Genomic DNA, 12,135 nt, shown 5'->3' with positions numbered 1-12,135 from the left:
TGGATTGAGCCGTGGACGGGCACCGCCGGAGCGCGTCCCAGACAAGTTGAGTGAACTGGACTCAATACTGCCATGTCGCCGGCGATCGTCAAGTCGGGGTTGAGCGTACCCGGCGCAAGTCACCCTTCGCTGCCGACCTGTCACCCCGGCTCCGCCCCCCTCGACAGCCGCCGCACCGGTGGTTGCGGCGTCTTGCCGGGCGAGCTGAACACCCCATCGGAGGGGGTGGAACGCCGCTGCTTCCGGTGCCGCCGTGGGCGGACAGCAGCGTAGGGTCGGTGGATGGGAACTGCGCAGACCCCCTATGACGCGGTGCTTCACGCGGCCCGAGACGTGGCCCAGCTCGACAACGCACTGGACGCCGAGCGGCTCGGCGCGGCGCTACTGGGAAGCGTCTATGCGATCGCCGAGGCCCGCCGAGACGACGCCGTCCGCGCTTTCGTCAGCGACTTCCTCGCCGCCACCTCCCGCCGCCGGGCGGCGGCCGCCACCACCATCCGCTCGGTCTTCGCCGCGTTGGTGCCGGACGCGGCCGGGGCCGACCGGGTCCGGCCGGGCGCCGCCGCCCCCGCCTGGTCCGGGCAGCTCGGCCGGGTCCACCTCACCGGCTGCTGGGCGTACGGGGATGTCTTCGGCGACCAGACCTCCTACCTGGCGACCTTCGCCTACGACGATCCGGCGGGCGGACCGGAACACGCCCTGGTGGCACTCGTGGACCACAACATCGGCATCACCAAGGACATCTTCGTCGGTGGTCCGCCGTCCCGGGTCCTCGACCAGGTCCGTCAGATGTGCGCCGAAGACGAGCTGACCTGGTTCCGGGACGAGGCACCCGCCGCCATGCAGACCGAGGTGAGCCGGCACCTGGCCATCACCGACGAGCTCAGTGAGCTGCCCGGAGAAGGGTCCCTCGCCACCGACCGCGCCCTGGTCGGGGCCCGGCTCGCGTTGCTGCCGACCAGCCGGGGAGCAGCGACGCAGCAGCGGGCGGAGCCGCTTACCACGGCGGAGCGGACGGACCTGATCCGGCGGTTCCTCGCCGCGCCGGAGGCCGCCCGGTTCGGACTGGACTCGCTCGACGACGAGCAGCTGGCCTCCCTGCACTTCTGCCTCGGGCTGCTGCTGGATCACACCGCCACCTTCACCGACCCCGACCCGCTGCGGTGGAGCCCGACGGTCGCCGGGCTGTTCCTGCTGGACTGGGTGCACCGGCGGGCCGTCCTGGACATGGACGACGCGGCGCTGCTACCCCGGGTGCTGCGGGGTTGGGCGGCGTATGCGGGCCGTAAGCGGGGGCTGTCGGCATCGGCGACGGCCCGAACCAACGCCGCTATTGATGAGATGGTGCCGGAATTCGCCCGTCTCTACAGCACCGGCGAGCGGCGCAGCCCGGCGACCGCGGCGGTCGCCCAGCTCCTCGCGGACGGCGTCGACCCGGATGACCCGGCCGCGCTGGACGCGTGGATCGAGGCGAACCGGCACCATCTCACCGACGAAGGGTCCTGACCGCACCGTGCTGCGCACCGGCGAAGGGCCGGGAACGCACCGCCCCGGTAGCCGGGTCCATGCCGGCGCGGGGTTCGACGCGCGCGGGGAAGGGCGTAGGGGAAGGAGAGGGCACCGGGGCGGGAGGCGACGCAGGGGAGGGCGATGGGGGTGACGGCGAGCTCGCTGGCGCGGACGACGACGGCGATGACTGGTCCGCCGACGGGGGCAGGACGCCCGAGCCGGCACCGGCCGCGGCGAGCAGCGGCAGGGAGGCGGTCCCGGCGAGCAGCGCTACCGTGAACAGGTAGCCGCGGGAGGAACCCGTGCCACCGGGGGCACGGTGCGCGCCGACAACCCGTCGATAGCCGGTAACCGAGCGGTGCCAGCCGGCACCGGGAGGACCCGCCGCGTCACCTGACTCGGGCACGCCATCCTCCTCGTCGTCCTCAGCCGACGGGGGTGACCCCAACCGGGCAGCCGCGGCACCAGCAGTACCCTCACCCTGACTCAGTAACACTGGGTACACCAGCTAGCACAGCGTGTCGACACGCTAATGGGATGGAAGTGTCACGAACCTCCTCGGTTCGGCGTTGTGCCACCGCCACTGACACTCCGGAATGCAGATAACGAAGCGGGCACCCGGCAGGACGTGGACGGGCCGGACTGTGGGCGTGCTCACGTGTGATGCGAGTATGGACCACGACGGCAACGCAGCCGGAACCTCCGCGCACCCCGCAGGCGGTACGGCTGGGCGCCGGCGCTCCCGAACCGGATCCACTCCCCTGGATCCGGCTCACGCCGCGCGGCAACCCTCACCGGGGCTAGGCGTGGCCGCCAGGATCTTGTCCGGCAGCAGCCGGGCAGGGCGCACGAGTTGCGCGTCGTCGGGTTACCCCCGGCGCCGACGCAGACACGACAGGGAGAGACGGATGGCAAAAGGCGACCCCGGGGTCAGCACCCGCGGCCGGCGGGCCGTACCCCGATCCAGGAAGGGCGCGACCGGCGACCCCGAGCTGGTGCAGCTACTCACCCCCGAAGGTGAGCGCATCGAGAGTGTGACCGGGCCGGACGGCACCGAGTACCGGGTCGACTTCACCGACGAGGAGTACCGCGGCTTCTATCGGGACCTGGTGCTGGTGCGGAAGCTGGACGCCGAGGCGACCGCCCTCCAGCGGCAGGGTGAGCTGGGCCTCTGGGCGAGCCTGCTCGGCCAGGAGGCGGCCCAGGTCGGTTCCGGCCGGGCGCTGCGTACGCAGGACATGGCCTTCCCGACCTACCGGGAACATGGCGTCCTCTACTGCCGGGGCATCGACCCGATCATGCCGCTGGGCCTGTTCCGCGGAGTCGACCAGGGCGGCTGGGACCCGAACGAGTTCAAGTTCAACATGTACACGATCGTGATCGGGGCGCAGACCCTGCACGCGACCGGATACGCCATGGGCGTCACCATGGACGGCAAGACCGGCACCGACGAGGGCGAGGCGGTGATCGCCTACTTCGGCGACGGCGCCACCAGCCAGGGCGATGTCAACGAGGCGTTCGTCTGGGCCAGCGTCTTCAACGCGCCGATGGTCTTCTTCTGCCAGAACAACCAGTACGCCATCTCGGAGCCGCTGGAGCGCCAGACGCGCATCCCGCTCTACCGGCGGGCCGCCGGCTTCGGCTTCCCCGGCATCCGGGTGGACGGCAACGACGTACTGGCCAGCTACGCGGTGACCCGGCACGCGCTGGACAACGCGCGGCACGGGCAGGGTCCGAGCCTGATCGAGGCGTACACCTATCGGATGGGGGCGCACACCACCTCCGACGACCCCACCCGGTACCGGATCGCCAGCGAGGTCGAGGCCTGGCAGGCGAAGGATCCGATCGCCCGGATGAAGGCCTTCCTGGTAAAGCAGAAGATCGCCGACGACGGCTTCTTCGCCGAGGTGGACGAGCAGGCCAAGCGCGAGTCGGTGCACCTGCGCGAGCGGGTGCTGGAGATGCCGAACCCGGAGCCGAGCAGCATGTTCGACCACGTCTACCCAAACGGATCGCCCCTGGTTGACCAGCAGCGGGCGCAGTTCACGCAGTACCTGGAGTCGTTCGAGGGGAGCGCGCACTGATGGCTACGGAGACCCTCACCCTCGGCAAGGCCCTCAACGCCGGCATGCGCAAGGCCCTGGAGAACGACCCGAAGGTCGTGATCATGGGCGAGGACGTCGGCAAGCTCGGCGGCGTGTTCCGGATCACCGACGGGCTGCAGAAGGACTTCGGTGACCAGCGGGTGATCGACACCCCGCTCGCCGAGTCGGGCATCATCGGCACCGCGGTCGGCCTCGCCATCCGGGGCTACCGACCGGTCTGCGAGATCCAGTTCGACGGCTTCGTCTACCCGGCGTACGACCAGATCGTGTCGCAGGTCGCGAAGATGCACTACCGCTCCCGCGGCAAGCTGAAGATCCCGATGGTGATCCGCATTCCGTTCGGTGGCGGCATCGGGGCGGTGGAGCACCACTCCGAGTCGCCGGAGGCGTACTTCTCCCACACCCCCGGGCTCAAGGTCGCCACCTGCGCCAACCCGCAGGACGCGTACGTGATGATCCAGCAGGCCATCGCGTCGGACGACCCGATCGTCTTCCTGGAGCCGAAGCGCCGCTACTGGGAGAAGGGCCCGGTCGAGGTCGACCAGCCGCTCCCGGAGGCCTACCCGCTGCAGGCCGCCCGGATCGCGCGGCCCGGCACCGACGCGACCCTGATCGCGTACGGGCCGATGGTGCGCACCTGCCTGGACGCGGCGACCGCCGCCGCCGAGGACGGCCGTGAGCTGGAGGTCATCGACCTGCGCACGCTCGCCCCGCTGGACCTGGGCCAGGTGTACGAGTCGGTGCGCCGCACCGGTCGGGCCATCGTGGTGCACGAGGCGCCGTCGAACATCGGCCTCGGAGCCGAGGTCGCGGCCCGGATCACCGAGGAGTGCTTCTACTCCCTGGAGTCGCCGGTGCTGCGGGTGACCGGCTACGACATCCCCTACCCGGCCTCCCGGGTGGAGGAGGAGTACCTGCCCGACCTCGACCGGGTGCTCGACGCCGTCGACCGCACCTTTGGCTGGTGAGCGAGAGATGTCGCGAGTCAAGGAATTCAACCTGCCCGACCTGGGTGAGGGCCTGACCGAGGGGGAAATCCTCAGCTGGCTGGTCAAGGTGGGCGACACCATTGAGCTGAACCAGCCCATCGTCGAGGTGGAGACCGCCAAGGCGGCGGTCGAGATCCCGGCGAAGTGGGCCGGCCGGGTGCAGTCGATCTTCCACGCGGAGGGCGCGACCGTCGAGGTCGGAACACCGATCATCGCGATCGACACCGACCCGACCGCCGGCCCGCTGGAGACACCGGAGCCGACCGGCGGTGCCGCAAAGGGCTCGTCGGCGGCGGGGGAGGTCGCCAAGGGCGCGGCCGAGTCCGGCCAGAACGACGATGCCGAGTCCGGTAAGCGCACTCCCGTGCTGGTGGGCTACGGCCCGCGTACCACCGCCGCGAAGCGCCGCCCCCGCAAGGGTGTCGCTCCGGCCGCGCCGGCCCAGCCGACTGCCGTACCGACCCAGCCGGCTCCCGTACCGGCCCCGCCGGCTCCCGCGCCGGTGGCCAGCGGGCCGAGTACCGCCGGCAACGGGCACAGCGGTCCGGCCGGTGGCACTCGGGCACTGGCCAAGCCCCCGGTACGCAAGCTCGCGAAGGATCTCGGGGTCGATCTGACCGCCCTGACCGGGTCGGGTCCGCTCGGCTCGATCAGCCGGGAGGACGTACGGCAGGCGGCGAGCGGCGCTCCGGCGACGGCGGAACCGCTGGCGACGGCGCTGGTCAGTGGCCCGGCGGCGAACGTCGGAGTGCACCGTGAACAGCGGATCCCGGTCAAGGGGGTCCGGAAGCTGACCGCGGAGAACATGTCCCGCTCGGCGTTCACCGCTCCGCACGTGACGGAGTTCCTGACCGTCGACATGACCCGGGCGATGAAGGCCCTGGACCGGCTCCGCCAGCGGCGGGAGTGGCGGGAGGTGCGGGTCTCCCCGCTGCTGCTGGTCGCCAAGGCCGTGCTGCTGGCCGTCCGGCGGCACCCGATGGTGAACTCGACCTGGGCGGGCGAGGAGATCGTGGTCAAGGACTACGTCAACCTTGGCATCGCGGCGGCGACCGAGCGCGGCCTCATCGTGCCGAACGTGAAGGACGCGGGGCGGCTCACCCTACGGGAACTGGCGGACTCGCTGACCGATCTCGTTCAGACCGCCAAGGCCGGAAAGACCTCACCGGCGGACATGTCCGGCGGCACGTTGACCATCACCAACGTCGGGGTCTTCGGCGTGGACACCGGTACCCCGATTCTGCCGCCGGGCGAGTCGGCGATCCTGGCCTTCGGCGCGGTCCGCAAGATGCCGTGGGTACACAAGGGCAAGGTCCGGCCCCGCCAGGTCACCACGCTGGGGCTCTCGTTCGACCATCGGATCATCGACGGGGAGCTCGGGTCGCGCTTCCTGCGGGACATCGGCGACTTCCTCGCCGATCCGGAGGCGGCACTGCTCGCCTGGACCTGACCGGTAGCGATCGGCTGATCCACTGACGGCCGGTGTGCCCGGGGTTGACGCCCCGGCACACCGGCCGTCGCCTTTGGCGAGATACCTTCAGCCAAACGGCTAACTTGCTTTAGATCATTCGGCTCGTGTCCCAGCTCACCTAAGAATCGTTGGCGATCTCGGGCTCGGTTGCGCTTCAATTGGTGTCAGCAGGGGCTACCGACAACCGAATAGCCAGGAGTGAGACCCATGAGCATGATCGATCGATTCCGCAACCGTCGCGACGCCAGCCGCCGCGCCCGTGCCATCGAGCGCGCGCTGCGTTCCGCCAATTCGCCCGCGGTCCGCGACGAGATCCTCACCATCGCGCAGCGTCAGATGTACTGACCCGCCCACGACTTTTCTCGCCTCCTCACCGAAGGCCCGTCCGGCTCCGCCGGACGGGCCTTCGGCGTTCCGCGGCGCGCACCCGTCAACCGGCCCGTACCGGCTGACACCGGGATTTCGCCATCACCCGCCGCCCGGTACGGTGGTGTCCGGTCGTCGCCCGCCGATGCGGCAGGGCGGTTCCGGATCGAACCCAATCGAAACCGCCCGACAACACGGAGTAGCGTCCTGGTCCTCCCGAAACCTCCCTTCAGGAGGACCGGATACGGTGCGGAGGGCGGCCGGGGCGCGCGGTCCGGCGACGCCGGTTGGCGCGCCGCGCACCGGTGTCCGCGGCCGAAGCTGATGGAGGAGGCGCACGCATGACGTCCGAAGGCACGCACCACCCCGGCCAACAGCCGGAAGAGGCGTCGCCGGGCGCTGGCGGACCGACGCCATACGGCGACCGGCCGGCGAGGCAGGACAGCGGGTACGCCGCCGGGCAGCCGGATCTGGGCTGGGCACCTCCGCCCCCCGCGCACCCGACCCCGGCCGGGCCCGCCTGGGCAACGGACGCACCGCCGGCCCCGGCGTGGGGCACCGCTTCGCCGCCGGCGCCGAATCCGGCACCCGCTTCGGCGCAGTGGGCCCCGGACGCGGGAATACCGCAGCAGCCTGAGCCAGGGCGTGGCGGCCCACCCGAGAACACCTGGAGCCCACCCCCGGCCGCCGAACCGGCCTGGGCACAGCAGCCACCCCCGGCCGCCGAACCGGCCTGGGCACAGGCGCCACCCCCGGTCGTCCGGGCCACCGCGCAGGTGCCCCCGCCGGCACCCAGCCAACCCATGCCGGAGGCCCCGACAAGCGGCCGGCCGGAGCCGACACCCGAGTGGAACGCCGGGGCCGGCCAACCAGATCCGGCCCAGTCGGGCGGCTGGGCACCGGAGGCGGCCGCCTGGGCACCCGGGAGTCCCGCTGTCGCCACGAGCAACGAGGGCGGCTGGGCCCCTGGGGAGCCGTCCGCCCACGCCGGCCTGGCCACACCCGGCGAGCGTCCCGCGCAGCCCTGGGTGCCGGCACCACGCGCTGCGGGCGATGGGCTGAACCTGCCCAGCGTCGAACCGTGGGCGCCGGAGGAGGCCTGGGGTAACGCCGAGCGTTCGGCAGCTGCCGGGCAGGAATCGGCGGGCGCCGGAGCGCCTCCGGCCTACCAGCCGACGCCGGGCCCCGGCATCTCTCCCGGCAATGCGGTCCCGCTCCCGCCACAGGAGCAGCGGGTGCCCGGGGCCAGCCTGGCGGCCAGCGCACCGGCCGACTTCGCCGCACCACCACCGCCGGCCGACTTCACCGCCGCACCGCCACCGCCGGCCGCTGTTCCACCACCGGCTGACTTCGCCGCACCACCACCGGGTGGCTTCGCCGCACCACCACCGGGTGCCCCGGAAGTGGCTCGCCCCGACCTCGGATACGAGGCAGAACAACACGGTTGGTCCCCGCCGACCGGGCCGGGTGAGCCGCCCGCGCCCCCGGCGGTGCCCGCGCCGCGTACCTCCCCGGAGTTCGCCGAACAGGCCGCACCCCCGCCGGCAGTGTCCGGCGGCATCTCGGCCAGCGCCGCTGTGCCGCTCGCCAGCCGGGTAACGCCTCCGGCCGACCAGGCCCAGGTTCCTCCCACGCCAGCACCGCAGCCGCGCGTGTATGGCCGCCCCGCGCCGTCAGAGCCGGCGGAGCCCGAGGGCTACCAGGCCGACCCACAACGGTTCGATCTGGCGGGTCCGCCGGAGCACGGCCAGGACTCCGGGCTCGGCGCCAACCGTGGCTTCGGCCCGGGCTACGGACCCGGCCCGGAGAGCGACTTGCGCCCGGACGGCGGCTTCGGTGCGGAGAGCGGCTTCGGTCGTGGCAGTGAGGATCGGCCCGCCGATCCCCCCGGCTACGCGCCCGTCGTACCGGCTCCCGCGGCGTCCTTCCCGCCGAGCATTCCCGCCTTCGCCGACGCCCCAGCCAGCGAACGACCGGTCAATGGCACCAAGCCGCATCCCGGCGAGGAGCGCCCCAACGACCGCTTCGGCGAGCCGGTGACCGGTGCTGCCAGTGTCAACGGCACCGCCACTTTCCCACCGCAACCCGAGTCGGCGTTCCCACCGCCGGCCCAGCCCTCGGCCCCGGCCTGGGATCAGGCACCGCCCCCCACCCAGGCCTGGGACCAGGCAGCACCCCCCACCCAGGCCTGGGACCAGGCACAACCGCCGACCCCGGCGTGGGAGCAGGCCCAGCCGCCGGCGCAGCCCTCCGCCCAGCCCTGGGAGCAGGCGCCATCCCCGGCCCAGCCGTGGGGCCAGACCGGTCCGACCAATTCGGACCCGGACCAGAACCGCTTCGACGCGTTCCAGCCGATCGCCGAGCCGGCGGCCGACGCACCCGTCCCGAAAGTCCGAAATGGCCGGGTGCTGGCTGCGGTGCTCATCGCCGCGGTGCTGATCCTGACCATACCGCTGGGCCTGCTCATGCTGCTCGGCAAGATCGGCGGGAACGATTCGGCGCAGAGCTTCGACCCCGCGGTTGGAAGCTGCGTCAAGCAATCGGGTGAAACGGCCGTGGCGGTGGACTGCGGTGACGCCGACGCGCACACAGTGGTGTCAAAGGTGAACACCAATGAGGAGTGCACCGACCCAACCCAGGCACACGTGAAGCTCACGGGCTCCGGTGGCAACCGAGTGCTCTGCCTCGAAAAGACCAACTGACCAGCCCGACCCAATGGTGGGGCCACAGTCGACCTGTGGCCCCACCAGCAGTCATTTCAGTAGGAAACAGGTCAGCTCAAGGGCCAGCCAGCAGCACTGCCACTGGTTGAAGCGGCGGCGCTACCCGCTGTGCTTGGGATATCCGCGATGCGCCGACCAGTCTTCGGCGAGGAGCGCCATGAGGTGAGCGTCGACCCAGTCGCCCTGCCAGCGCAACGCCTGACGCTTCGTACCTTCGTGGACGAAGCCGACCTGCTCGTAGACATGCTGGGCCCGCGGGTTGAAAGCGAAGACCTCCAGCGTGACCCGGTGCACGCCGACAGCCCCAAAGGCATGAGACAGAACCAGGCGGGTGGCCTCGGTGCCGTAGCCACGGCCAAAGACCCGAGGGCCCACCAGCGCGATCCGGAACGAGCAGGACCGATTGTCGGCATCCAACTCGTTCAGGACCACCTCACCCACGTAGCTGTTGGTGCGTTGTTCGACGATCGCCAGGTCCAACCGGTTGTCGTGCCCGGCGCGAGAGGAGTACCACTGCTCGGCGCGTTCCAACTCCGCCCCGGACGACGCCTGGCTGTGTGTTCCGGTCAGCCGCCGAACCTCGGGATCGTTCAGTATCTCGACCAGGCCCGCGGCGTCGCCGGCGGCGACCGGACGTAACAGCACCCGCTCTCCGACCAGGGTTGGCTTGACAGCGAACGAGGGGATGAGAGACGCCATGGCCAGCAACACCGTCACTTATCGGAGTCGCTGGCGATATCCGGTGCTGCTGACGGTTGGGTAGGGACCCAAGTTGTATCGTCGTTGGCCGGATCCTCCCCCTCCACCGGTAGATAGCACGCGCTGGCCAGAATCAGAGCGAGGCCATCCCTACTTTTGTTGGTGGTGAGGCTCATCGTGATGCCCGTTTCCAGATCACGCATTGAGACACTACCCCCAGTGCCATCATCGAAGGCGTGGTCCTCGGTGATCTCGTAACCCTGTTGCTGCCACATGTCCCGGATCCGATGCAAGGTACTGATCTGATCTTCTGGATCGACCCACATTCGGGCGAAGCCAGCCAGATCCCAGCCACCGTTATCGGCAATTTCCCCGAATCGACCCATACAGGGAGCGGTACTGACGTGCCAGTTCTTCAAGGAAGCCCCAGCAGCGGTAGCAGCGGCCTGAGCACGATCCTCAGCCCGGGCAGCCACCTCGGCTACAGGCCTGGTCTGCAACGGTTCGTCCTTTCCTAGGGGGGAGCCAGGGCCGCTGGCACAGGAAGCGGCCAGAATCAGCACGACGAAAAACGGAGCAATTCGCCGCCATGCTTTCAGCCGAAGGAAGGTCATGGCGCACTTCCACTCTCGAGAACAGCTGCCTGGTAGTGACCCAGAATGACTGCCGCCTGGGACCTCAGGCTCTGGCTGCCGTTCTCCCAGTATCCGCTGTGGCCGGGCGTGTCGATTTGCACAACGTTGCCACCAAATTCCGCGTTGTGGGGTGCGGGTCCATGGATTCCGACGGCAGTAGCGGCCAGCCACCCCCCGACGATCGGTGCCCCAAGGAGGTAGCGGGCGTTTTCCTCCGGCCGGGCGACGAAGGTGTCATCGGCTGCGGCACCTGCCCACACGTGTTGAGCGTCTACGTTGAACTCGCTGGCGTTGTCGACGCGCATACCGGGGCTGCCGACTGCGATTATGTCGTCCGCGGCGAGACCGTCACCGGTGCTAGCCGCCTCGCCCAGAACGGTTGAGCCGTAACTGTGTCCGATGACGGTGACATGGGATGAGGTGCCGTCATGGGAGGAATGCAGCCCGTTGACGAAACCGTCGAGGGCCTTGGCGCCAGCTTCCGACTTGCTGTCAAAGGCCGCGGAAAAGATGTCGGTGTCGAGTGACGGGGTGTCGTAGCCGAGCCACGCCACAACGGCGACATCCGACGTGGCGGGTTCGAGTTCGAACGCGGCGTCCTGCAGGCGGTCGGCCCGGCGGATTAGTCCACTGATGTCGTCGAGCTCGGTGCCGACGCCGGGGACGAGGACGGCGGTGTGGGCAGCCGCGTCCGGGTTACCAATGGAGACGGCGGCCTTCCCATCGCCGCCCGGGTCAACCGAGAGCAGGTACAGGCGCTTGTGCTGCGGGTTGCTCTCCGCGCCCTCGAGCTTGTCCAACAGCATCAACGCGGTCGCGTGCTGCGGGTCGCCCTGCCTGCCGTGGTTGACGTTGTCGCCGATGAAGTTACGCAACACCAGCTGGTTGGCCCTATCCCGATCTGCGGCGGGCAGTCCGTCGAGAGCGCCGATGCGTTCCGGGTAGCCGGTGAGGTAAATCTGCCGATCGTCGTCGGAGAGCTCCCGCCACCACACCTGCACGTCTGCCGGGTCGCTGTCCGGGGCCGGGATATCGCTCGCGGAGAGCCCAAGGGCTGCCGCGGCGGCCAGGGCACCGTCACTGGTCTTGTTGTACTCCCAGGCGTGCTGGCCCGGCAGGTCGCTCGGAAGCCGGGCCAACGCCCGGGCGATGCGAGCATCGGCCTCGGTGGCCTCCGCGACGAGCTTCGCGATCAGGTCACCGTATATCGACGCGTTTTGCACATCTCGCCGGTAGATGGGCTCCGCGTCCGGGTCATTCCTGCCCGCCGCCGGTATGGGTGGTGCGGATACCCGGCCGGTGTCGCTCACGACGAGGCCCAGGAAGCGGGCTGCCTCGACGGCCGACAGCAGTCTCCGCTGCAAGTCCTCGAACTCCTCGGCTGCTTGCCGCAGCACACTGGCGGCCGTCCGGATGCGCAGGCTCGCGACCTCAAACTCGTCATCGAGCTGGTCACACCGGTAGAACGCCGTGTGGGCAGCCGGCCCCTCCCAGCCCGACGAGCGCAGCGGACCGGTCAGGTCAGCACCGCACCGCTGCTCCAGCTTCGCGCAGGCCAGGGAGAGTTCCGTCCAGGCGTGCGCGGCGTAGCGAAGCGGGGTGACGCGGGCCTGGCGCAAATCGGCGTAGGTGACCATC

Annotated in this window: 10 protein-coding genes; 7 read left to right on the top strand and 3 right to left on the bottom strand. The window is 70.3% G+C overall.

The genetic code is table 11. The annotated features are described in order from the left end of the window. The first annotated feature begins 282 nt into the window (after positions 1 to 282). The 7 genes from SALPAC4_RS0110440 (at position 283) to SALPAC4_RS0110405 (ending at position 9,142) form a co-directional block, all read left to right on the top strand. On the top strand, positions 283 to 1,506 hold the full coding sequence (locus SALPAC4_RS0110440; protein ID WP_019870277.1) for a hypothetical protein: 1,224 nt from the start codon (positions 283 to 285) through the stop codon (positions 1,504 to 1,506). 59 nt (positions 1,507 to 1,565) lie between these two features. Then, a complete protein-coding gene (locus SALPAC4_RS28945) occupies positions 1,566 to 1,796 on the top strand; it encodes a hypothetical protein (protein WP_019870276.1) in 231 nt (76 codons plus the stop codon). A gap of 621 nt (positions 1,797 to 2,417) precedes the next feature. Then, complete coding sequence (gene pdhA / locus SALPAC4_RS0110425) at positions 2,418 to 3,593, top strand: pyruvate dehydrogenase (acetyl-transferring) E1 component subunit alpha (RefSeq protein WP_018730871.1); 1,176 nt, start codon at positions 2,418 to 2,420, stop codon at positions 3,591 to 3,593. Then, on the top strand, positions 3,593 to 4,582 hold the full coding sequence (locus tag SALPAC4_RS0110420; protein ID WP_018737908.1) for an alpha-ketoacid dehydrogenase subunit beta: 990 nt from the start codon (positions 3,593 to 3,595) through the stop codon (positions 4,580 to 4,582). The genes pdhA and SALPAC4_RS0110420 overlap by 1 nt, the downstream gene beginning before the upstream one ends. Before the next feature lie 7 nt (positions 4,583 to 4,589). After that, positions 4,590 to 6,053, top strand: coding sequence for a dihydrolipoamide acetyltransferase family protein (locus tag SALPAC4_RS0110415; RefSeq protein WP_019870275.1), 1,464 nt, complete (start codon positions 4,590 to 4,592; stop codon positions 6,051 to 6,053). A gap of 228 nt (positions 6,054 to 6,281) precedes the next feature. After that, positions 6,282 to 6,419, top strand: a complete 138-nt coding sequence (locus SALPAC4_RS27940) for a hypothetical protein (protein ID WP_018221794.1) — start codon at positions 6,282 to 6,284, stop codon at positions 6,417 to 6,419. Between the two features lie 362 nt (positions 6,420 to 6,781). Then, positions 6,782 to 9,142 (top strand): LppU/SCO3897 family protein, encoded by a 2,361-nt coding sequence (locus tag SALPAC4_RS0110405; protein WP_027644743.1) that lies wholly within the window; start codon positions 6,782 to 6,784, stop codon positions 9,140 to 9,142. A gap of 120 nt (positions 9,143 to 9,262) precedes the next feature. Here the strand turns inward: SALPAC4_RS0110405 and SALPAC4_RS0110400 are convergent, their stop codons facing one another. The 3 genes from SALPAC4_RS0110400 to SALPAC4_RS0110390 are packed head-to-tail and all read right to left on the bottom strand — an operon-like array spanning position 9,263 to position 12,134. Beyond that, positions 9,263 to 9,862, bottom strand: coding sequence for a GNAT family N-acetyltransferase (locus tag SALPAC4_RS0110400; RefSeq protein WP_033664973.1), 600 nt, complete (start codon positions 9,860 to 9,862; stop codon positions 9,263 to 9,265). A 14-nt stretch (positions 9,863 to 9,876) separates the two neighbouring features. Further along, positions 9,877 to 10,476 (bottom strand): hypothetical protein, encoded by a 600-nt coding sequence (locus SALPAC4_RS28450; protein WP_223874729.1) that lies wholly within the window; start codon positions 10,474 to 10,476, stop codon positions 9,877 to 9,879. Then, positions 10,473 to 12,134: an alpha/beta hydrolase gene (locus SALPAC4_RS0110390; RefSeq protein ID WP_019870272.1), complete on the bottom strand. Its 1,662-nt coding sequence runs from the start codon at positions 12,132 to 12,134 to the stop codon at positions 10,473 to 10,475. The genes SALPAC4_RS28450 and SALPAC4_RS0110390 overlap by 4 nt, the downstream gene beginning before the upstream one ends. Position 12,135 lies beyond the last annotated feature (1 nt).

This window comes from Salinispora oceanensis (genome assembly GCF_000383575.1).
Lineage (GTDB): Bacteria > Actinomycetota > Actinomycetes > Mycobacteriales > Micromonosporaceae > Micromonospora > Micromonospora oceanensis.
This window is presented reverse-complemented; position numbering and strand designations above follow the sequence as displayed.

Coding starts and splice junctions, on each gene's coding strand:
- SALPAC4_RS0110440 (WP_019870277.1), top strand. CDS start 283: ATGGGAACTGCGCAGACCCCCTATGACGCGGTGCTTCACGCGGCCCGA.
- SALPAC4_RS28945 (WP_019870276.1), top strand. CDS start 1,566: ATGCCGGCGCGGGGTTCGACGCGCGCGGGGAAGGGCGTAGGGGAAGGA.
- pdhA (WP_018730871.1), top strand. CDS start 2,418: ATGGCAAAAGGCGACCCCGGGGTCAGCACCCGCGGCCGGCGGGCCGTA.
- SALPAC4_RS0110420 (WP_018737908.1), top strand. CDS start 3,593: ATGGCTACGGAGACCCTCACCCTCGGCAAGGCCCTCAACGCCGGCATG.
- SALPAC4_RS0110415 (WP_019870275.1), top strand. CDS start 4,590: ATGTCGCGAGTCAAGGAATTCAACCTGCCCGACCTGGGTGAGGGCCTG.
- SALPAC4_RS27940 (WP_018221794.1), top strand. CDS start 6,282: ATGAGCATGATCGATCGATTCCGCAACCGTCGCGACGCCAGCCGCCGC.
- SALPAC4_RS0110405 (WP_027644743.1), top strand. CDS start 6,782: ATGACGTCCGAAGGCACGCACCACCCCGGCCAACAGCCGGAAGAGGCG.
- SALPAC4_RS0110400 (WP_033664973.1), bottom strand. CDS start 9,862: ATGGCGTCTCTCATCCCCTCGTTCGCTGTCAAGCCAACCCTGGTCGGA.
- SALPAC4_RS28450 (WP_223874729.1), bottom strand. CDS start 10,476: ATGACCTTCCTTCGGCTGAAAGCATGGCGGCGAATTGCTCCGTTTTTC.
- SALPAC4_RS0110390 (WP_019870272.1), bottom strand. CDS start 12,134: ATGGTCACCTACGCCGATTTGCGCCAGGCCCGCGTCACCCCGCTTCGC.